This is a genomic window from Kitasatospora dryopteridis, from assembly GCF_050749075.1.
Taxonomy (GTDB): domain Bacteria; phylum Actinomycetota; class Actinomycetes; order Streptomycetales; family Streptomycetaceae; genus Kitasatospora.
The window spans coordinates 1054885-1075785 of sequence record NZ_CP192749.1; the positions used below are offsets into that span (position 1 = coordinate 1054885).

Here is a 20901-nt window from a genome sequence, read left to right on the forward strand (position 1 = left end):
GAGGCATCCGCGGCGGTGATCAGTATGGAGTCCGGCACTGACACGCCCGCCCGCGGGGCCTCTCGCGTTACCTCCTCGTGCTGCGATCGAGACCCGGCGCCCGACCGGCCATGACGGGCCATCGACCCGGCGCACCGGGCCGCGCTGCACGGATCGGGCGTCAGACCCGCCCGCCACAGGCATCCTTCGCATACGAGTTATAGCAGCGGGCAGCCCGGACCCCGCCGGTCAGCGCAGGCCGCGGCGGCGCGGGGTCGGCGCCCGGTGAAGTGCATGGCCCGTCAGCGCCCCCGCGTACACGCAGTAGCCGACCCCGATCAGCCAGGACTGCACCACCAGCACGGTGCCGATCACGCCGTACGACACCGCGTTGGAGACGATCAGCGGCGCGAAGGCCAGCCGGGAGAACACCCGCAGGCCGACCAGTGCCAGCACGGTCGCGACAGCGCCCGGCAGCAGGGTGCGCCACGGCATCCGGGAGCCCAGCAGCAGCCGCTGCAGCCACCAGAAGAACAGCACACCGCCGACCAGCGTCGCCGCCACCCGCAGCGTCGGCTGGGCGCCCGTGTGGCGCCACGGCACGCCGCTCCACTCGGCGACCAGCACATAGCCGATCAGCCCGCCCAGGCCGACCACCTGGCGCCACACCGTGTGCCAGGCGCCCGGCGGCACCCGCCAGATCCGCTCGTACGCGTTCTGGACGGCCGCCATCAGGGAGACCCCGAACACCGCCAGGGCGGCGAGGCTGAGGCCGGTGGTGGTACTGACGACCTCCCGGCGGGAGGCGAACAGTTCGTCCACCGCCGCGGCGGAGCGGCCGGACAGCCCCAGGCCGTCGATCATCCAGTCCGCGATGCCGCTGCCGCTGGTGGGCGAGGCCGCCGCGATCACCACGAGCAGCGGCACCACGGTCACGAAGCACAGCGCCGCGAAGGCCATCGCACGGTGCAGAAGTTCGATCTCCCGGCCGCGCTGCCACACCTCGCGGGCCACCTCGGCCAGTCTGTGGCGCAGGCCGCCGGACGGGCCGCGGCCGTCCTGCTCGGGCAGCGGCCGGTCGTCCAGCGGCGGGCTGCTGCCGATCACCGGGACCTCCCTCCGTCGGTCGGCCGGCGGCGCGCGCAGCGCCCCCGTCCGGGCGCCGACCGACCGGCCCGCCGCGCCGCCGCGGACGCGGGAGCGCACCCCTGCGGGCGCGGCATCGACCGTACGGCCCCCGGCCCCCGTGCGCTCGCCGATCTTCCGCCCGCCCCGCCCGGTCCTCCTGCCACTGCTGCCCGCCACGGTCTCCGCCTCCTGTCCGCCGGGTCAGGGTCTCCCGCCCCGCGGGCCGTGCCGTCGGCGGTCGGCGACGTCCGCCCAGCTGTGGGTGGAGCGGGGCTCCACGTACGGCTCCGCGTCCCGCGGCAGTCCGCCCTGGACGGCGCGGGCCCGGGACAGCTCGGCGTCGAACTCGAGGCCCAGCAGGATCGCCAGGTTGGACAGCCACAGCCAGATCAGGAAGACGATCACTCCGCCGAGGGTGCCGTAGATGCGGTTGTACGAGGCGAAGTTCGCCACGAAGGCGGCGAAGCCGCCGGACAGCGCCAGCCAGAGGCCCACCGCCAGGAAACTGCCGGGTGACACCCAGCGGAACCCGCGACCCCGGACGTTCGGCGCCGCCCAGTACAGCACTCCGATCATCACCGTGACCAGCAGGAGCAGCACCGGCCACTTGGCGACCGACCAGACGGCGACCCCCGCGTCGCCGATGCCCAGCGCCTCCCCGGCCCGCTGCGCGACCGGCCCGGTGAAGACCACGATGACGGCGCTCGCGGCGAGCAGCAGCATCAGCAGCACGGTCAGGCCCAGGCGCAGCGGGGTCAGCTTCCACACCGGCCGCCCCTCGCGGATGTCGTAGACCGTGTTGGAGGCCCGGATGAAGGCGGCGATGTATCCGGAGGCCGACCACAGGGCGCCGGCCAGGCCGACGACGGCGAGGGCGCCGCCGGCGGCACGGCTGCCCTGCAGATCGGTGAGGCCGCCGAGCAGGATGTCGCGGGCCGGGCCCGGGGTCCACGTCCGGAGGTTGTCGAGCATCTGCTCGGTGGCGGTGCGGCCGACCAGGCCGATGACGGAGACCAGCAGCAGCAGGGTCGGGAAGATCGCGAGGACGCTGTAGTAGGTCAGCGAGGCGGCCCGGTCGGTGAGCTCGTCGTCGAGCACCTCCTTGACGGTGCGCCGGAGGGCGTCCGTCCAGCCGCGCCGCCGCAGCCGGGTCGGCCGGTCGGGGGCACGCCGTCGCACCCGTGCGTCGGGGCCGGGGCGGGCGGGCGTCCGGCGGCGGGCCAGCGTGTGCCTGCGATTGGTGTCCACGCTGCGCGTCTGTCCGCTGCGGCGCCGGCCAATCGCGGCGGCGGGCCGGACTCAGTCCCGGTCGGCGGGCTCGCGCCGGCCGCGGCGGATGTCGGCGGTGGCCACGGTGAGGGAGACGAGGACGAAGCCCGCGGAGACGGCGATGCCGGTGTCGAAGGCGGTGGACCAGGCGTGCGGGCCCCCGGCGGCGTGCGAGAGGAAGACCGAGCCGACCACGGCGATGCCGACGGCGGACCCGATCCGCTGCGCGGTCTGCAGGACTCCCCCGGCGCTGCCGGCCCGCACGACGGGCACCTCCTGCAGGGTGACGGTCACGTTGGGGGCGATGACCAGGCCGCTGCCGATGCCGGCGAGCAGCAGCGGGCCCGCGGTGGCCCAGCCGGCGGCGGAACCGGAGCTGAAGTGGGCCGCGAGCGCGGCGCCGGCCAGCCCGGCGAGGACGGTGGCGAGACCCACCGCCACCAGCCGGCGCCCGTGCCGGGCGACCAGCCGCCCGCCGAGCACGGCCGCCGCACCGGAGCCGAGCGCGAACGGGGTGATCGCCACCCCCGCGGCCAGTGCGCTGTAGTGCAGGCCGGCCTGCAGGTAGAGCGTGAAGACGAAGAACACCGAGGTGAACCCGGCGAAGTAGGCCAGCGAGATCAGGGTGCCGGCGGCGTACGAGCGGCGGGTGAAGAGGTCCATGCTGACCAGCGGCTCGCGGCTGCGCCCGTACCGGATCTCCCAGGCGACGAAGGCGGTGAGCACGCCGAGGGCGGCCGGCACCAGCAGCCAGCGGGCGGTGCCGTGCCACTGCTCCTGGACGAAGGGCAGCAGCAGTGCGGTGGTGCCGGTGCCGAGGAGCAGGACGCCGACCGGGTCGAGGTCGCTGTGCCGGCGGCCGCCCGGCGCCGGTCTGCGGGCGGGCAGCAGGTGGTGGGCGACGGGGAGTGCGGCCACGCCGATGGGCACGTTGACGAGGAAGACCCAGCGCCAGCCGTCCTGCGGGCCGAAGACGTGGATGAGCAGGCCGCCGAGCAGCGGGCCGACGGCGGTGGAGACGCCGATGACGGCGCCGAGCATGCCGAAGGCCCGGCCGCGTTCCGGGCCCGGGAAGGAGGTCTGGATGAAGCCGGACACCTGCGGGACGACGATGCCGCCGGCGAAGCCCTGGACGAGGCGGGCGACGATCAGCCAGGCCTCGTTCTGGGCGGCACCCGCCAGGGCGCTGGCCGCGGTGAACAGGGCGAGGCCGAAGAGGAAGACGGTCCGGCGGTCGCGGGCGTCGCCGATGCGCCCGGCGGGCACCAGGGCGAGGCCGAAGGCCAGGGCGTAGCCGCTGACCACCCACTGCAGGCCGCTCTGGCCCATGTGCAGGCCGGCGCGGACGGTCGGCAGGGCGACATTGACGATGCTGACGTCGAGCAGGGTCATGAAGCCGGCGATCAGGCAGACGACCAGGGCCCGCCAGCGCTGGGGATCCGGCTCGGCGGTCCCGGGCGGGCGGGCCGTCCGGGCACCGGGCTGCGGGCCCCCGGTGCCGTGGCCGGCATCGGCCAAGGGGCCCTCCTTCCGGCTGCCGCGGCGGGCGGAGGGCGCCCGGGTGTGTCACGGCGCTCCCCGCCCCTACCGACCAGGGTGCACCCGGCGGCCGGGCATGTCCGACCGGGGCGGTGCGGGGCGGCCTCCCCGCGGCCCGGTCAGCGGATCAGGGCTGCCCTTTCACGGGCGGCGCGGACCGCCTCGGTGAGCCCGGCGATGTCGTAGGCACCGTGGTGGCGCCGACCGTTGACGAAGAAGGTCGGGGTGCCGGAGACACCGCTGAGGTCGGCGGAGTCCACGTCCTCGGCGACCCGGCCGGCCCCGGCCCTGGCCCGCAGGTCCTGCTCGAAGCGCTCCGCGTCGGCCCCGACCGCCTCCGCGTACCGCAGCAGGTCGGGGATCTTCAGTGCGCCCTGGTGGGAGAGCAGCAGGTCGTGCATCTCCCAGTAGGCGCCCTGTCGGCCTGCGGCCTCCGCCGCCTCCGCGGCCAGCTGGGCGTGCGGGTGGACGTCGTTCAGCGGCAGGTGGCGCCAGACGTAGCGGACGTCGCCGTGGCCGGCCAGGAGTTCCCGGACGACGGGCTCGGCCTGCCCGCAGTAGGGGCATTCGAAGTCGCCGTACTCGACGACGGTCACCAGGGCGTCGAGCGGGCCGCGGATGTGGTCCCGGTCGGTGTCGACGGAGGCGGCGAGGTCGACGATGCTCTCCGAGGTGCCGAGCAGGGCGCGCATCCGGCCGCGCTGCGGCATCAGGCCGATGGCGCGGGTGACCGCCCAGGTGGCGGCGGAGGCGCAGACCACGGCGGCCAGGATGCCGACCTTCGCCTCCTCCAGGCGCGGTCCGTCGAAGGCGAGGGTGGCGATCAGCAGCGAGACGGTGAAGCCGATGCCGGCGATGCTGCCGCCCGCGGCGACCGCGCCCCAGCCGACCGGCGGGCGCAGCCGGCCGCGGCTGAACGCGGTGGTGAGCAGCGCGGAGCCGAGGATGCCGACGGGCTTGCCGAGGACGTAGCCGAGCACGATGCCGAGGGTGACCGGCGAGTGCAGGGCCCGGGTGAGCTGCTCGGAGCCGAACGTGATCCCGGCGTTGGCGAGGGCGAACAGCGGCACGATGACGTAGCTCGTCCACGGGTGGTAGACGCGCTGGAGGCGCTCGTTCGGGGAGATCGCGGTGGCGAGGCCGACCCGCAGCGAACGCTCCAGCTCGGGCGTGGGCTGCTCGCGGAACAGCCGGAACAGGTCGGTGGCCCGCTCCAGGTCGCCGCGGGAGGCCGGGTAGGCGTAGGTGAGCAGGCCCATGGCGAGGCCGGTGACGACCGGGTCGACGCCCGACTCGAGCAGGGCGACCCACAGGGCGACGCCGAGCAGCGCGTACACACCGCCGCGGCGGACCCCGGCGGCCCGGACGAGCAGGATCACCGCGAAGACGCCGAGGCCGGCGAGCAGGGCGGGCAGGTCGATGCTGCTGCTGTAGGCGATCGCGATGACGCCCAGCGCGACGAAGTCGTCGACCACGGACACGGTGAGGATGAAGGTGCGCAGCGCCTCGGGCAGCCGCCTGCCGAAGAGGGCGAGCATGCCGAGGGCGAAGGCGGTGTCGGTCGACATCGCGGTGCCCCAGCCGTGCGCCTCGCCGTCGCCCGCGTTGACGGCGAGGTAGATCGCCACGGGCACGGCCATGCCGCACACCCCGGCGATCAGCGGGACGGCGATCCGCCGTCGCTCGCGGAGCTCGCCCATGTCGAACTCGCGGCGGGCCTCCAGGCCGACCACGAAGAAGAACAGCGTCATGAGCCCGCTGTTCACCCATTCGCGCAGGTCGAGGGAGACCCCGGCATCGCCGATCCGCACCGCGAGGACGGTCTCCCAGAAGGATTCGTACGACCCCGGGGCGGCGTTGGCCCAGATCAGCGCGGCCAGGGTGGCGGTGAGCAGGACGGCGGCGCTGCCGGTCTCCGTGCGGAGGAAGTCCCGCAGCGGGGTGCGCATGTCGGTGCCGCACGCGGTCTGGCCGGAGTGGCCCGGCAGCTCGGGGTGAGCGGGCATGTGATCATTCTCGCCCCGGCCGGGCGCTCCGCGCGGCGCACCGCCGGGGCCGGGGCCGTGACGGCGGTCACAGCGACGGGGGGGGTGGGCCGCGCGGGCGGCTCGGCGGCCGGAACGGCGTAGCCTCCGGGGGCACCGGGTAGGTGAGCTGCCATGGGACTGCTGCGCAGACGACGCCGCGTACCGCCGGACGAGGGCGCTGCGGGGGGCGCCCCGGACGTGCCGGAACTGACTCCCGAGGAAGCGGCCGAGGAGCTGGCCTCGCTCTCCCGGGAGATGGAGGAGGGCTCGCAGGCGGGCCGGCGCCGGGCGATGGGCCGTGCCGGTGCCCTGGTCGGCTCGACCGTCCGGCTGCTGCTCCGCGGCGGGGCCGCCACGGCCCGGGTGACCTGGGTCGGCGGCCGGGCGCTCACCGAGCGGCTGCTGCAGACGGCGCCGCGCATCCCCGTCCGGGACCTGGCGACGCTGCGGGCACAGCACCCGGGCGCCGGCGACCCGGACGCGCTGGCCGACCTGCTGGTCGCGGGGGCCGTGCGGGCCTCGGCCTCGGTCGGTGCCGGGGTCGGTGCGGCGGCGATGCTGCCGGTGCCGGCGGCGATGGCCGCGGAGGTGGCGGCGGAGACCCTGGTCGTCGCGGCCGTCGAGATCAAGCTGATCGCCGAACTGCACCAGGTGTACGGGGTACCCGCGGGCGGGACCCCGGCGCAGCGGACGGCGGCGTACGTGAACGCCTGGGCCGACCGGCGCGGGCTGAGGGCGGTGACGCCCGAGCATCCGGTGGGCGTGGCGGCGGTGACGGGGCTGGCGGTGGGCAGCGAGGTGCGGCGGAAGGTCCGCAAGCGGCTCACCCGGAGCACCCTGCGGAAACTGCCCTCGCTGTTCCCGCTGCTGGTGGGGGCGGGGCTGGGCGCCGTGGTGAACCGGCGGGACACCCGCCGACTGGCCGTCCGCGTCCGGGGCGACCTGAAACGGCGCACGGACGCCGTGCCCGGGTACTGGGCGGCCGCCGCACCGCCCTGAGCCGGGCCCGCCCGCCGCTGGAGATGTGGATCTCGTCCGGGTCGGCGATGGTGGGAGAACCGGCAGCTCCGAAGGAGGAAGCCAGATGTCGATGCTGGACAAGCTCAAGAGCATGATGAAGGGCCACGAGGACACCGCTCAGAAGGGTGTCGAGAAGACCGGTGACGCGATCGACGCAAAGACCCAGAACAAGTACCAGGGTCAGGTCGACGCCACCCAGCAGAAGATCAACGAGCACCTCGGCGAGCAGCCTCCCGAGCAGCGGTAGGCCACCCTCGGGCGGCCCGCCTGCCGCGGGCCGCCAGAGGGGCGCGAGGAGTTGCGCGGGGCGGGAGGTGCGGCGCCGCGCCTCCCGGGTTCGCGCAGTTCCACGCGCCCCTTTCGGTGTGCCCGACAGTCTGGGGTGCCCCCTTCTTGGGTGCCTGGCTGCCGGGGGCGGCTATTCGTCGAGGATGAAGGTGCGGGCGGCGGTCAGTTCGGTGCGGGCGGCTTCTTCGACGGCGGCGAGGTAGGCGAAGGCGTCGGTGCCGACGGGGACGCGGAGCGGGGTGCCTTCGGCGGTGACGATCCGCAGGACGTGGTGGGCGAAGTCCTCGGGGCGGCCGAGGTGCGGGTTGTCCCGCATGCCGTGCATACCGGCCCGCATCGGGTCGGTGACCGGGGCGTAGGCGGGGATGCGGGCGGAGGTCGCGGTGATGGCGTCGCCGTACCCGGTGGCGTAGCCGCCCGGTTCGACGGCCGTGACCCGGATGCCGAGCGGGGCGGCCTCGGCGGCCAGTGCCTGGCTCATCCCCTCGAGGGCGTACTTGCCGGCGACGTAGGCGCCGAGCCCCGGGAAGGCCATCCGGCCGGCCAGCGAGGAGACGTTGACGATGTGGCCGGAGCCCTGGGCGCGCATCACCGGCAGGGCGAGGCGGGCGAGCCGCCACGGCGCGACGACCAGGATCTCCAGCTGGTCGCGCAGTTCCTCGTCGGAGACCTCCTCGACGGCGCCGAAGAGCCCGCTGCCGGCGTTGTTCACCAGGACGTCCAGGCCGCCGAGCCGCTCGACGGCGGCGGTGACGGCGGCCTCGCACTGACCGGGGTCGCGGATGTCGAGTGCCGCGGTGACCACCCGGCCCGGGTGGCGGGCGGCCAGTTCGGCCAGGGTGTCCGGCTTGCGGGCGGTGGCCAGGACGTGGTCACCGGCCTCGGCCACCGCGGTGGCGAGGGCCAGGCCGAGACCCGACGAACATCCGGTGACCAGCCAGCGACGTGCCATGTATGCCGCCTTCCCGTGGGTGGTGGGGGCTTGCGGATCGAGCCCCGCGGCCACTGTGGCAGAGCCGTGCGCGCCGACGCGCCGTGCGCGACCCGTCGTGCGGGCGCGCAGGGGGGCTCGCGGGAGCACGGGCCGCGGGCGGCCGCACACCGGTCCGCCGGTCCCGTCGGGGCGCGGGAAGCCGGCCGTCAGGCGATCAGGCGGAGGCGTTCGGCGGCGACGCCGACCGTCAGGCGCTGTCCCCAGCCGAGCTGGAGGGCGTCGGACTCCACGCCGTCGCCGAAGACCACCAGCCGGTCGGACTCGACCGTGACCTCGAGGCGCTCCCGCCCGTCGAGCAGGCCCTGGACGCGGTCGGTGCCGGTGGTCGGGGACGGCCAGGCCTCCCGGACGAACCAGGCCACGGCGGAGCCGGTGGGTTCCGGCAGGCGCAGCGTGCTGCCGCGCTCGAGCCAGGCGGAGCGGCACCAGCCGGTGGCGCCCGTGCCGGTGCCGACCAGGATGCCGGAGGAGGCCTGTGCCTCCGGGGCGGCGCCCGGGGCGGTGAGGCGGTAGCGCGCGGTCTGGTGGCCGCTCTGCCCCAGGTAGACCTCGTTGAGGGCGAGCAGCCGCTGGGTGTCGTCGGCGACCGCCTCGACCATCGTCCGCTCCTCGACGAGGGCGTCCGCGCCGGGCCCGGCGGCCGCCCGGAGCAGCCGGGCGGCGTCGTCGGGGCGGTGGCGGACGAGCACGCCGGGGTTGCGGCCCGGGTCGGTGTCGATGCCGACGACCGGCTGGCCTGCCAGGTACTTGGCGGCGTTGGCGACCAGGCCGTCCTGGCCGACCACGACGACCACGTCCTCCGGGGTGAACAGGAAGCGGTCGAGGTCGGCGCGCTCGACCCGGCTCCGGCGCCAGTCGGCCGGGATCGCCCCGGCGACGGCGGCGAGCGCGACCCCCGCCCGGTTGTGGCGTTCCTCGGCCTCGGCGAGGGAGCGGCCGCGGGACTCCAGGAAGAACGCGGCCTGCCCGCGGGAGCCGTGCCGGGCGAGGAGTTCCTCGTACTCGGTGCGGCGGTGGACGAGCACCGCGCGGGGGGCGAGGCTCATCGGGCACCGCCGTCGCCGCCGGTGCCGAGTCGGGTGAGCAGGCCGGTGAGGACGTCCGGGGTGAGGGTGACGCTGTCGATCCGCGGCAGGTGCTCGGCCAGCCGGATCATCGCGAGGGCGCGCAGCACCTCGGGGCCGGCCTCCTGGTGGGCGGCGAGCCAGGCCTGCTCGGTGGCGGCCTTGGCCTCGCCGAGGGCGCGTTCGGCCTCGGCCTGGGCGGCGGCGAGGACGCGGTTGGCCTCGGCCTCGGCGGTGGCGAGCCGGGTGCGGCGGGCCGATTCGGCCTCGGCGCGGACGGCGTCCGCCTCGGCGTCCTGCTCGGCACGGCGGCGTGCGTTGGCGCCCTCCTGGCCGACCAGCTCCTCCTCGCGGCGGGCGAGTTCGATCCGGTTGGCCATCTCGTTCTCGGCGATGGCGCTCTCCCGCTCGACGGCGAGGGCCCGGCGCTCGAAGGTGGCCCGGTCGGCCTCCTGCTGCACCTGCTCGCGGGCCGGGGTGCGCAGGGCGCGTTCGGTCTCGGCCTCCGGGCGGAGCGCGGTGACCCGGACGGCGATCACGGTGAGGCCGATCTCGGCGAGCCGGGCCTCGGAGGCGAGGCCGTCCGCGATCCGGCGGCGGACGGCGGTGACGCCGTCGACGAGGGCGGCGGCGAGCGGGGTGCGGGCGATCAGCTCGAGGGCGTGCTGCTGGGCGGTCTCGGTGAGCAGGGTGCCGAGCTGTTCGAGCGGCTCGGCCCGCCAGGCGCCGGTGTCCGGGTCGATGCCGAAGTCGAGGCGGCCGGCGGCGACCACGGGGTCGTCGATCCGGTAGGTGACGGTGGCCTGGACGGCGAGGTCCTGGAAGTCGGCCGTCCTGGCGTGGAAGAGCATGGACAACTCGCGGTCGTTCAGCGGGACTTCCGATATCGCCGCGGCGAGCGGGCGGAACCAGAAGGCCAGGCCGGCGCCCTCGTGGGCCGGCTTGCCGCCGCGCAGGTGGCGGATGTGGGAGGTGGGCGCGGCGCGCAGATGCCGGAACCCAAGGCGCCTGGTGATGTCGGCCATGGTGGTGGACTCCCTTCGCAGTTCTTTTCGTCGCAATGACGATAACTGCCGGCAAGGGTTGTCGTCAATACGACGAAAAGAGGGTGTCGCGAACCTGCGCCTGACGCCCTGACAGATGTCAGGTACCGGGCGGACCGCGGACGGGGTTTGCTGGTGGACGACGGGGAGGCCGGTGCGGCCGACCACCGTCGAATCCCTCAACCACCCTGCAAGGAGCACCCCATGTCCGCTGTGTCCACTGTCCGCAAGTTCGTCCTCGCCGGCGCGGCTGCCGCCGCCGGCCTCGCCCTGACCGGCCTCGTCCCCGCGACCGCCGAGGCCGCGAGCGGCTGCTACGGCATCGGCGGCGGCAAGTACAACTGCAACGTGTGGAAGACCGCGCCCTCCTACTTCGCCGGCAACGTCCGTGCCGGCACCCTCAACGCGGGCACCAACTACTTCTACTGCCAGGCCGTCGGCAGCGAGGTCGTCGAGGGCCCGTACCGCAACAACTGGTGGGCCAAGACCGACGACGACAGCGGCAACAAGGGCGTCTGGGTCAACGTCGTCTACCTCTCCGGCGGCGGCAACGACCAGCCGGTGCCCGGCCTGCCCAGCTGCTGACACCCCGCCGGCGGGGCCCGGGCGGGCTCACCGGGCGTACCGCGCTCGCCGGGCGCAGTGGGCTCACCGGGTGTACTGGGCTCACCGGGTGTACTGGGCGAGGTACTCCAGGACCCGGTCCACGTGCGCCCGCGCCCGCTCGGGCACCCCGCGCGCCTCCGCGATCGTCTTGTCGCTGGTGCGGTAGCCGGCCGCGAGCAGCGCCGGCAAGTCCTCGTGCATCCCGCGGCGCTTGAACTGCTGGGCCAGCCAGCACACGTACGAGCCCATCGAGATGATCGCGTCCGGCGGCGACATGTAGTCCTTGCGGCCGTCCAGGTCGCCGTCCTGCGCCCAGGCGTTGAACACCGCGGGCGTCCACATGGCGATGCCGTACTCCTGCGTCTCCGGGCGGACGGCATCCGGGTCGAAGCCGCTCTCGGCCTTCAGCATCGCGGCGAGCAGCACCGGCGTGACCTCGGGCTCCGGGCAGCGGCGGGCCGCCCGGGTGATCGGCTCGCGCAGGGCGGCGGGGACGTCGGAGCCCGCAGGAACGGCACCCGGCAGCGCACCCGCCGCGTCGGCGGCCGGGGAGGCGGGGGACGCCGGGGAGGCGGGGGACGTGGCGGCCGTACGGGGGCGGTCGGCCGCTCCCCCGCCGTCCGGCGCCACGGCCGGCAGCACGGCCGCCGCCGCGCAAGCCGCGACCGCAGCAGCGGCGCCGGCGAGCAGGGCCCTCCGGCGCCGGCCCGGGGTGCGCCGTACCGGGAGGGCAGACGGGCGGCCACCGCGGCGGCATCGGCCGGGCGGGCGGCACGGTCCGCCGCCAGGCAGTCCACGACCAGCGGCCGCCAGCGCTCCGGTACCCGCTCGTCCAGTCGCAGCGGCTCCCGCCCGCGGGCGTACGACTGCGCGGCCAGCGCCCGTGCCCGGGCCGCCGCCCCGGGGAAGGGGTGCGCACCGCCGGCGAACAGCTGGTGCGCCAGCACCCCGAACGCCCACACGTCGGACGCCGGGCGCAGCGCCACGCCGCGCACCCCGCTGCGTTCCGACCACCACTCCGGCGGCACATGGTCGAGCGAGCCGAGCGGCGGCACATAGGCGTGGGTGCCGTCGAGTTCGGCGGTGAGGCCGAAGTCGGCGAGCCGCACCGATCCGTCGGCCATCAGCAGCACGTTCGCCGGCTTGAGGTCGCCGTGCACCCAGCCGTGGCCGTGCATGTGGGCGAGGCCCTCGCAGACCTCGGCGAGCAGCCGCTCCGCCTCCGCGGCGGGCAGGGCCGAACCGTCCTGCAGCCGGTCGAGCAGGCTCCGTTCGGCCCGTTCCATCACCAGCACCACCGCGCCGTCCAGGCCGGGACGGCGCGGGTCGCGGACGACCGCCGTGCGGAAGGTGCGGATCAGCCGCGGATGCCCCGCCGACCGGCTGAACTCCGCCTCCCGTCGGGCGAGTTCGGCCGCCTCCCGGCGCCGGCCCGGGGCGAGGCGGCCGGCCGGGAGGAACTTCACCGCCGCCGGGGCGCCGTCCGAGCACCGCACCGCCGCGTACACGGCGCCCCAGCCGCCCGCGCCGATCGGCCCGGTGACCCGGTGCCCGGCCACCCGGTAGCCGGGCGGCACCTCCGGCGGCAGGTCGGCCGGGAACCCGGTGCTGCTCACCCGTCCGCCCCTCCCGTCGGCGCCCTGCGGGCGCCGCGCGGCGGCAGCAGGGCCAGGTGCTCCTCGCGGACCAGGTCGAAGCGGAGCGCCAGGCCGACCAGCTCCTCGCGCTTGCGCAGCGGCCCGTCGCCCGCGGACGCCCCGTCAGGACGCAGCCTGAGCTTGGACTCCGCCAGGTAGTCGATGTGGTAGTTGACCGCGGAGCGGGTCGGGGCGGAGCCGTCCGGGCCGGTGCGCAGACGCTCGACCACGTCGCCGACCCCCGGGACGGCCGCCGAGGTGCCGCGCAGCCGCGGCTCGCAGAGCGCCACCAGGACGAGGAAGTACTTGGCGGTGGCGTCCAGGGCGAACGGGCTGACGGTGTGCTCGCCGCGCGGTGAGCCGGAGCCGCGGTCCAGGTAGGCGTGGAGCGGGGCGAACACCTTGAAGTGGCAGCCGCCGCCGAGCGAGGGCAGCACCACCCGGGAGAACTCGAACGGCACCGGCGCACCCAGCCGGCCCGGCGCCACCTTCAGGTGCTCGCCCGCACCCTCCAGGTTCTCCACCACGTACGTCGCCGAGCGGCTGAAGTTGGACAACCGCCAGTAGTCGGCCGCGGCGGTGAGCTCGCCGGCCCGACGGGAGACGCCCTGGTCCGGCAGCGGGATCGCGACCGGGCAGCCCGGGGCGCCGCGGCCGAAGTCCGCGGTGTCGTCCGGGCCCATCCGCAGCAGCCGCGGCGCGCCGGGCGGAGCCCCGTCGGCGTCCGGCAGTTGCACGATCACGGTGTCCATCACGCCCCCTCGACGGCCTGCGCACGGCACGGCGGACCGCCCGGGGTCGGCACCCCGGGTGTCCGGCACGTCACGCACAGTGTTCCAGAAAAGGCATGCTGCGTGTGCGATGCTTCGGCCGTTGCGCACCACCCGGCGGCGGGCGGTTCAGCCCTGCGGGTGCCACTCGGCCAGCACGATCGTCGCGTCGTCGTGCAGCCGGTGGTCCTGGTGCTCGAGCAGCGCCAGGACCAGCCGCCGCAGCGCCTCCGGCGCCGGCTCGCCGGCTGCAGCGGAACGCACCACCAGGTCCACCAGCCGTTCCTCGCCGAAGAGTTCGCCGCCCGCGGACCGTGCCTCGGTGACGCCGTCGGTGTGGACCAGGATGCGGTCCCCCGGCTCCAGCTGCGCCCGGTGGACGGTCGCGGGCTGCCGCGGATAGCCCGGGCCCAGCCCCAGCGGCAGCTGCGCCGTACGTTCCAGGGCGCCCGGGACGACGTGCTGGCGGCGGATCAGCAGCGGCGGCGGATGCCCGAAGTTCACCCAGGTCAGCCTGCCGGTGGCGATGTCCAGGTCGGCGAAGACCGCGGTCAGCAGGCGGTCCGGAATCCAGCGCGACAGCGCCCGGTCGACCGCATCGGCGATCTCCGGCAGGCCGCCGCCCGCCCGGCGGGTGGCCCGGCAGCCCGCCACCGCCACCGCCGAGGCCCCGCCGGCCGCCAGGTCGTGTCCCATCGCGTCGACGACCGTCAGGTGCAACCGGTCGCGCAGCAGGCTGTGGTCGAAGGCGTCGCCGCCGATCTCGTACGCCGGCTCCAGGGCCGCCGAGGAGGTGACGCGGCGGGTGCCCAGCGTACGGGGCGGCATGAACGCCCAGGCCAGCTCGGCCTGCAGGGTCATCGGCCGGCTGCGGACGGCCTCCGCCATCACGTCGCTGAACGCCGCCTTCGAGATCACCACCAGCGCCGTGAGCGAGGCGAGCGCACGGCAGCGGTCCAGCACCTCGGGGCCGGAGGAGGGCGCCGTCGCGCGCAGCACGCCGATCCGCTCCACGCCGTCGACCAGCGGCAGCCACAGCTCGACGTGCCCGTCGGCGGAGGCCTCCCGCGGCTGCACCGTCCGGTACGCCCAGCCGGCCAGCGTGCCCTCCACCGGCACGGCGGCCGCCGCCGGGTCGCCGTCCGGGCCGCGGTCGTCCGGCAGCGGCACCAGCCGCACCTGCTGGACGTCGGCCAGATAGACGCCGGCACCGTACAGGCCCATCGCACGGGCGGTGTCGTCCACCAGCCCGGCGATGTCCCGGGGCCCGATGCGGTGCGACTCCTCCAGGAAGCCGCCCATCACCTGCCCGATCCCGTCCACGTCCCACCACCGCCTTCCGCGGCGCGCCTGCCCGCCCGCCCACCGCGGCCAAACACCGGGCGGCGGCTGCTGCCACCGTACGCCCGGCGGTCAGATGCCGGGTGTGTGGAGGGAGGCGTCGGCGGGGCCGAGGGTGAAGGCGGTGAAGCGGACCTGGAGGCCCTTGCGTTCCGGGGAGCAGCAGAAGGGGCCGGCCAGGGCGGCGGCGCCGGGGGCGAGCGGGGCGTAGCGGACGAGGCGCCAGGGGCCGTCCTCGCAGCGGGCGCGGACGGTGAGGGCGTCGCCGCTGCGGCTGGCACGGACGGTGACGAGGCGGCCGTGCCAGTCCGGGACGGGGGCCAGGGACCAGTCGGAGACGTCGCGGGTGACGACCGCACCGAGGTGGGGGACGCCGTCGGACATCTCGACGCCGGCCTTCGTCCAGGTGCGCTCGTCGACGCGGACCATCAGGCCGGCCTGGTCGTAGAGGGCGTCGAAGGCGGCGAGGAAGGTCACCTCGGCGGCGGTTCCGTCCGGGAGCGGTGCGAGCAGGGCGTGGCCGTCGTCGCGGACGAAGCCGTAGCCGGTGGTGCGCCAGAAGTCGCTGCGCTCACGGGTGGTGACGACCAGGGCGTCGCCGTCCCGGACGGCGGACTCCGGCGGGTTGAGCCAGTCGGCGTCGGGCCGGTCGACGGGGTGCGGGGCGTCCAATGCCTCTCCTCGGTGGGCCCGGCCGCGCAGAACACGGCCGGAGTTCGGTTGCGCCGGGGCCGGTCACTCGTGCGGGTAGGCCTTGATGACGTTGCCCTTGGTGTCGGCCGAGAGGTAGCCGCTGCCGTAGTCGTCGGAGAGGTAGACGCGGATGGTCGGGCTGCCGTCGAACATGTCCGGGCCGATGATCAGGTAGCGGCTCGTCGGGGTCTTGACGTTCAGCTTCGCCTCGGCCTCCTTCAGCAGGTCCGGGATGACGTCCCAGTTGTAGACCTTGAGGTCGACCGGCTTGTCGTCGCCGATGACGGTGCCGCCGGCGGCCTTGGTCGTCCGGCCGTCGCGGTAGTCGATGCGGTCGTAGAGCTTGGCGTTGTCGGCCTTCGGGGTCTCGGCCATCGCGTAGGTGGGGTAGACCACCAGCTCGTTGATCATCGTGGTGCCGGCGGTCGGGGTGATCGCGTCCACGACGGCGCGGATGCCGGCCGGGGTGAGCAGGTCCTTCGGGGCGGGGGCGTTCTTGCCGCCGGACTTGGTGGTGGTGGCCGCGGGCGAGGCCGTGCGGCCGCTGCCGGACGCGGTGGTGCTGCCGGTACCGCCGGTGGTGGTCACCGTGTTCGCGGTGCTGTTGTTGCCGCGGTTGGTGTCCTGCACGGCGTTCCAGGCCAGCGTGCCGGCGAGGGCGGCGCCGGCCACCGACACGGTGAGCAGCACGACCCGGCCCCGGCGGGCGGACGTGGGCAGGTGGCCGGGGTGGCCGCCCTGCGGCGTCCAGGCGCCGGTCGGGCCGGTCGGCGACTGCGGGTGGCCGTAACCGCCCGTCGGACCGGTGGGCGACTGCGGAAATCCGTAGCCGCCGTTGGGCCCGGTCTGCGACTGCGGGAATCCGTAACCGCCGTTCGGACCCGTGGAGGGCTGGGGGAAGCCGTAGCCGTTGTTCGGGCCGGTGGACGGCTGCGGGAAGCCGTAGCCTCCGGCGGGCGCACCGAAGGCACCGGGCACACCGGGTGCACCGTACGGCGCCGGGGAGCCGGTCGCGGGGGCGCCGAAGGCGCCGGGGGTCGGTGCCTCGGGCGGGCCGGGCTGCTTGAAGGTCTCCTTGACGGTCGGCGCCCAGCCGGAGGGCGGGGCGGCCTGCTCGCCCTGCTCGGCCGCGGCCAGCAGCCGGTCGAGCATCTCGGCGTCGGGGCGGAGGGCCGGATCCCGCGAGAGCAGGGAGCCGAGCAGCGGGCCGAGCTGGGCGCCGCGGACGGGCGGCGGCAGCGGCTCGTCGAGGACCGCGGCCAGGGTGGCCAGGGTGGTGGAGCGGCGCAGCGGGTGGTGGCCCTCGATCGCGACGTACAGCATCATGCCGAGCGACCACAGGTCGGAGGAGGCGTCGCCGGCGCCGCCGCGGATGCGCTCGGGGGCGATGTACTCGGGCGAGCCGATGAGCGAACCGGTGGCGGTGAGCGCGGTGGCGTCCTGCATGGCGGCGATGCCGAAGTCGGTGAGGACGGGCGTGCCGTCCTGGCGCAGCAGGACGTTGCCGGGCTTGACGTCGCGGTGCTGGATGCCGGCGGCGTGCGCGGAGCGCAGGGCGGCGAGGACGCCGCGGCCGATCCTGGCCGCCTCGGGGACGCTCAGCGGACCGTTCGCCAGCCGGTCGGCGAGGCTGCCGCCGCTGACCAGCTCCATGACCAGCCAGGGGTGCGGCTGGTCGGGGGTGTCGACGATGTGGTGGATGATCACCACGTTGGGGTGCTGGAGGCGGGCGAGGGCGCGGGCCTCGCGCAGCACGCGCTCGCGGAGCTCCTGGGCGGCGACCGGGTCGCCTGCGAGCATCGCCGGGTCCGGCGGGCGGACCTCCTTGAGGGCGACCTCCCGGTGCAGGGCGTTGTCGCGGGCGCGCCAGACCAGGCCCATGCCTCCGCCGCCGAGGCGCTGCAGCAGTTCGAAACGGCCGTCGATGAGCCGTGTCTCCGGCCCCCCAGTGTTCATGCCCGTCATCGTAGGGGGCGGGACGGACTGTCCGGACCGCGGGCGGATCACGATCGGGCTGCGCGGCCGGGCCCGCCGGCGGTGGCCGGCGGGCCCGTGGAACCGGATCTGGACGAACCGTCCGGGCGCCCGTAGGCGGGGTGGCGCGGCGTCGGCCCTTCGGGTGCGCGGCGCCGGTCGGCCGGGTGCGCGGCGCCGGTCGGCCGGGCGGCCGATCGGACGGCCGGTCAGGCACGCGGGGCGTGCGCGGCCAGCAGGTCCCGGTACCAGTCGAGGGTCTCGTCGAGGGTCCGCTCCAGCGGGATCGGGGCGGCGCCGAAGGCCTTCTCGAAGTCGCCGGAGTCCACCACCTGCGGCTCGGTGTGCTGGTAGAACATCTCGGCGTACTCGGCCATGAACACCTCGTCGAAGGGGCCGAAGGGCCGCGGCGCGTCCAGGACGAAGACGTTCAGCGGCCGGCCGATCCACTCCTCGATCATGGCGTGGACCTCGCGGGGCGTCCGGGCCGGCGCGGTAGGCAGGTGCCAGACCCGGCCGTCGGCCTCGGGGTGCTCGCCGAGGGTGGCGAGCCCGGCGGCGACGTCCCGGATGTCGGTGTGGCTGTGCGGCAGGTCGATGTCGCCCAGGCCCAGCACCTCGCCGCCGGTGAGCGCGGCCGGGAAGACGGCGCCGCCGAGGGTGGAGTTGAGCACGCCGGGGCCGACGAAGTCCGCGGAGCGGCCGAGCACCACCCGGGCGCGGCCCTCACGGTGCGCGGTCAGGTAGGCCTCGTCCAGTTCGGCCCGCATCCGGCCCTTGCGGCTGACGGCGTTCCACGGGGTGCGCTCGGTCATCGGCGCGCCGCCGGTCGGGCCGTACGGGTAGAGGGTGTCCAGCACGACCAGGCGGGCGCCCGTCTTCTCGACCGCGCCGAGCACGGCCCGCTGGATCTGCGGCATCAGCTCGACCTGCAGGTGGTAGCCGACGTTGACGCAGTGGTAGACGACGTCGGCGCCCTCGACGGCGGCCAGCGCACCGGCCGGGGTGGCGACGTCGCCGGCGCGGCGCTCGACGCCCTGCGGCGCAGGCCCTTCCCCCGCACGGTCGACCAGGCGGACGGCGTGGCCACGGCGGGCGAGCTCCGCCGCGAGGGCCGTGCCGGCCGGGCCGGCGCCGAGCACGACGTGCAGCTGCTGCTCCTGGATGTTCATGGTGTCCCCTCTCTTCGGTCCGCATGGGCGGGCCGTTCTCTTCGCGATCGCCTCTCGCTTCTGTTATAGACTGTAACTGTTGTGAGTGGCGATCGCAAGCGCGACGACGGGTCGACCGTGAGAGACTCTTACTACCGCGACAACCAGTAACGATGAGGAGAGGGCGGCCGAGATGGCAGAGGCCCGTACGACCGGTCCGCGCGCCCGCTACCGGGAGCAGACCCGCACCGAGATCAAGGACGCCGCACTGCGGCAGCTGGCCGAGGGCGGCACCGACGGCCTCGCCCTGGTGAAGATCGCCAAGGGGCTCGGCATGTCCGGGCCCGCGCTGTACCGATACTTCGCCAGCCGGGACGACCTGCTCGGCGCCCTCATCTCGGACGCCTACGAGGACGCCGCCGCGGCCGTCGCCGCCGCCCCCGACCCGGGCACCGGCCCGCGCGCCCGGCTGCACGCCCTGGCCACTGCGTACCGCGGCTGGGCCGTCGCGCAGCCGCACCGCTACCTGCTGATCCAGGGCACCCCGACCCCCGGCTACACCGCCCCGCCCGAGACCCTCGCGAGCGCCCGGGCCGTCCTCACGCCCTTCCTGCCCGTCTTCGCCGCCGGCACCCCGGCACCCGCCACCGCCCCCGTGGTCGCCCAGATGCGGGCCTGGCTCGCGGCGGACGCGGCCGTCGCCGCCTGGGTGGCCGCCAGCGCCCCCGACGGCACCGAGGCCGTCGCCACCGCCCTCACCGGCACCGTCCTCGCCTGGAGCACCCTGCACGGCACCATCGGCCTGGAGGTCTCCGGCCACTTCACCGGCATGGGGCACACCGGCGACACCCTGCTCACCACCCAGATCGAGCTGCTCGCCGAGGCCTTCTCGCTGGGGTGATGCACTGTCACGGTTGCTCCGCGGCCTCGAAAGGACAACGGTTCGTCACATCCCTGCGTTCCCGTACGGGATGTGACATTTCCGGTGGCCGCCGGCCCTTCTCCACCCGGCGGACGGGCCGCCATGATGCCTCCTCCGTCAGCATTCGGAGGGGACAGCACAGTTGAGCCACACCACCACGGGCATCGACGCCACCGCCGCGGGCACCTGGACACTCGGCGACCTACGGGTGAACCGCATCGGCCTCGGCGCCATGCGCCTCACCGGCAGCGCAGCGTTCGACGAGGGCACACCCAGCGACCGCGGCAGGTCCGTCCGGGTCCTGCGCCGCGCGGTCGAACTCGGCGTCAACCACATCGACACCGCCTCGTTCTACTTCTCCCGGCTGCGCTCGGCCAACGAGCTGATCGCCACCGCACTCTCGCCGTACCCCGACGACCTGGTCATCGCCACCAAGGTGGGCCCGGGCCGGGACCCGTCCGGCGCGTGGTACACGGCCGGGCCCGAGCAGCTGCGCGGGCAGGTCGAGGAGAACCTGCGCCAACTCGGCCGCGACCACCTCGACCTGGTGTACCTGCGGCGGATGGGCCAGTCGTCGATCGCCGAGCACGTCGGCGCCCTGGCCGAACTCCGCGACGCCGGGCTGGTCCGCCACCTCGGGGTCTCCAACGTCACGCCCGCCCAGCTGGCCGAGGCCCGGGCCGTCGCGCCGGTGGTGGCCGTGCAGAACCGCTTCACCCTCGACGGGCGGCCGTACGACGAGGTCATGCAGCACTGCGCCGACGACGACATCGCCTTCGTGCCGTACTTCGCGATCGCCGGGTCAGGACGCGAACAGGGCGCCACCGCCGCCGGGCCGGAGAGCCCGCAGGTGCTCGCCGTCGCCGCCGCGCACGGCGCCTCGGCCGCACAGGTCCGGCTCGCCTGGACGCTGCAGCAGGGCCCGCACGTACTGGCCATCCCGGGGACGGGCAATCCCGGCCACCTGGAGGCGAACGTCGCGGCAGGAGCACTCCGGCTCAGCCCCGCGGAGATGGACCTGCTCGCCGCCGCGGCCCGGTGACTCCCAGGACCGGAGAAGGTACGGCGCCCGGAGCATGCTGACGCGCAGCCCGGAGACGGCGCACCCGGGGGCGCGTGGGTGCACCCCCGTGCGAGCGGGTGTGACACCGGACGGCGTTTCGGCGCTCAGTCATGTGCGGCCCACGATGTCACCGGGCCCGCGGCGAGGCGGATGCCCCACCCGGCGTTCGCCCCCGAGCCGTGCCCGAAATGCATTTCCGACGCCAGGCCAATTCGCTTCCGGCGCATACTGAATCAATTTCCCCCCGGCAAGGGGCGTTCGTGGCGAGGCTGCGCCACCCGCCCTTGCAAGCGCCCCGCCCCGCACGCCGACCGGCCGGATTCCGGTACACGCAGGCCGCGGGCCGCCGCAAGCCGGTCTGCCAGCAGGTATGCGCCCCGCAATTCCCGTCCG

General features: G+C 75.3%; 19 protein-coding genes. 5 read left to right on the top strand and 14 right to left on the bottom strand.

The window, feature by feature from the left end:
* Window positions 1–228: 228 nt before the first annotated feature.
* The 4 genes from ACQ614_RS04820 to nhaA form a co-directional block, all read right to left on the bottom strand.
* Complete coding sequence (locus ACQ614_RS04820) at window positions 229–1086, bottom strand: YhjD/YihY/BrkB family envelope integrity protein (protein ID WP_431676904.1); 858 nt, start codon at window positions 1084–1086, stop codon at window positions 229–231.
* A gap of 222 nt (window positions 1087–1308) precedes the next feature.
* A complete protein-coding gene (locus ACQ614_RS04825) occupies window positions 1309–2355 on the bottom strand; it encodes a YihY/virulence factor BrkB family protein (RefSeq protein WP_431676905.1) in 1047 nt (348 codons plus the stop codon).
* A 51-nt stretch (window positions 2356–2406) separates the two neighbouring features.
* A complete protein-coding gene (locus ACQ614_RS04830) occupies window positions 2407–3894 on the bottom strand; it encodes an MFS transporter (RefSeq protein WP_431676906.1) in 1488 nt (495 codons plus the stop codon).
* Between the two features lie 140 nt (window positions 3895–4034).
* Entirely contained in the window at window positions 4035–5921 is a 1887-nt protein-coding gene (gene nhaA / locus ACQ614_RS04835) for a Na+/H+ antiporter NhaA (protein WP_431676907.1), read from the bottom strand.
* A gap of 153 nt (window positions 5922–6074) precedes the next feature.
* Here nhaA and ACQ614_RS04840 point away from each other — a divergent pair, with 153 nt between their 5' ends.
* Together ACQ614_RS04840 and ACQ614_RS04845 are read left to right on the top strand one after the other, a co-directional pair.
* Window positions 6075–6941 (top strand): hypothetical protein, encoded by an 867-nt coding sequence (locus ACQ614_RS04840; RefSeq protein ID WP_431676908.1) that lies wholly within the window; start codon window positions 6075–6077, stop codon window positions 6939–6941.
* Window positions 6942–7026: 85 nt separating this feature from the next.
* Window positions 7027–7209 (top strand): antitoxin, encoded by a 183-nt coding sequence (locus ACQ614_RS04845; protein ID WP_431676909.1) that lies wholly within the window; start codon window positions 7027–7029, stop codon window positions 7207–7209.
* A 171-nt stretch (window positions 7210–7380) separates the two neighbouring features.
* On the opposite strand, the gene ACQ614_RS04850 is transcribed toward ACQ614_RS04845, so the two are convergent.
* The 3 genes from ACQ614_RS04850 to ACQ614_RS04860 form a co-directional block, all read right to left on the bottom strand.
* A complete protein-coding gene (locus tag ACQ614_RS04850; protein WP_431676910.1) occupies window positions 7381–8202 on the bottom strand; it encodes an SDR family oxidoreductase in 822 nt (273 codons plus the stop codon).
* 188 nt (window positions 8203–8390) lie between these two features.
* Complete coding sequence (locus ACQ614_RS04855) at window positions 8391–9290, bottom strand: hypothetical protein (protein WP_431676911.1); 900 nt, start codon at window positions 9288–9290, stop codon at window positions 8391–8393.
* Complete coding sequence (locus ACQ614_RS04860) at window positions 9287–10333, bottom strand: SPFH domain-containing protein (protein ID WP_431676912.1); 1047 nt, start codon at window positions 10331–10333, stop codon at window positions 9287–9289. The genes ACQ614_RS04855 and ACQ614_RS04860 overlap by 4 nt, the downstream gene beginning before the upstream one ends.
* A gap of 222 nt (window positions 10334–10555) precedes the next feature.
* Between ACQ614_RS04860 and ACQ614_RS04865 the strand changes: the two genes are divergently transcribed.
* Entirely contained in the window at window positions 10556–10936 is a 381-nt protein-coding gene (locus ACQ614_RS04865; protein WP_431676913.1) for a hypothetical protein, read from the top strand.
* Between the two features lie 81 nt (window positions 10937–11017).
* On the opposite strand, the gene ACQ614_RS04870 is transcribed toward ACQ614_RS04865, so the two are convergent.
* The 7 genes from ACQ614_RS04870 to ACQ614_RS04900 all read right to left on the bottom strand — a co-directional run bounded on the left by ACQ614_RS04870 (window position 11018) and on the right by ACQ614_RS04900 (window position 18544).
* Complete coding sequence (locus ACQ614_RS04870; RefSeq protein ID WP_431676914.1) at window positions 11018–11383, bottom strand: transglycosylase SLT domain-containing protein; 366 nt, start codon at window positions 11381–11383, stop codon at window positions 11018–11020.
* A complete protein-coding gene (locus ACQ614_RS04875; protein ID WP_431676915.1) occupies window positions 11362–12573 on the bottom strand; it encodes a serine/threonine-protein kinase in 1212 nt (403 codons plus the stop codon). Before ACQ614_RS04875 ends, ACQ614_RS04870 begins: the two co-directional genes overlap by 22 nt.
* The gene (locus ACQ614_RS04880; RefSeq protein ID WP_431676916.1) at window positions 12570–13346 is read right to left on the bottom strand and encodes a serine/threonine protein kinase; all 777 of its coding nucleotides are present in this window, start codon (window positions 13344–13346) and stop codon (window positions 12570–12572) included. The genes ACQ614_RS04875 and ACQ614_RS04880 overlap by 4 nt, the downstream gene beginning before the upstream one ends.
* A gap of 147 nt (window positions 13347–13493) precedes the next feature.
* Complete coding sequence (locus tag ACQ614_RS04885) at window positions 13494–14687, bottom strand: PP2C family protein-serine/threonine phosphatase (RefSeq protein WP_431676917.1); 1194 nt, start codon at window positions 14685–14687, stop codon at window positions 13494–13496.
* A 90-nt stretch (window positions 14688–14777) separates the two neighbouring features.
* The gene (locus ACQ614_RS04890; RefSeq protein WP_431676918.1) at window positions 14778–15377 is read right to left on the bottom strand and encodes a DUF1349 domain-containing protein; all 600 of its coding nucleotides are present in this window, start codon (window positions 15375–15377) and stop codon (window positions 14778–14780) included.
* A gap of 63 nt (window positions 15378–15440) precedes the next feature.
* On the bottom strand, window positions 15441–17354 hold the full coding sequence (locus ACQ614_RS04895; protein WP_431676919.1) for a protein kinase domain-containing protein: 1914 nt from the start codon (window positions 17352–17354) through the stop codon (window positions 15441–15443).
* A gap of 227 nt (window positions 17355–17581) precedes the next feature.
* The gene (locus ACQ614_RS04900) at window positions 17582–18544 is read right to left on the bottom strand and encodes an NAD-dependent epimerase/dehydratase family protein (RefSeq protein WP_431676920.1); all 963 of its coding nucleotides are present in this window, start codon (window positions 18542–18544) and stop codon (window positions 17582–17584) included.
* Window positions 18545–18716: 172 nt separating this feature from the next.
* Here ACQ614_RS04900 and ACQ614_RS04905 point away from each other — a divergent pair, with 172 nt between their 5' ends.
* Window positions 18717–19424 carry a TetR/AcrR family transcriptional regulator gene (locus tag ACQ614_RS04905; protein WP_431676921.1) on the top strand — a complete coding sequence of 236 codons (708 nt, stop codon included), beginning with the start codon at window positions 18717–18719 and terminating at the stop codon, window positions 19422–19424.
* A gap of 163 nt (window positions 19425–19587) precedes the next feature.
* The gene (locus ACQ614_RS04910) at window positions 19588–20487 is read left to right on the top strand and encodes an aldo/keto reductase (RefSeq protein ID WP_431676922.1); all 900 of its coding nucleotides are present in this window, start codon (window positions 19588–19590) and stop codon (window positions 20485–20487) included.
* The last annotated feature ends 414 nt before the right edge of the window (window positions 20488–20901 follow it).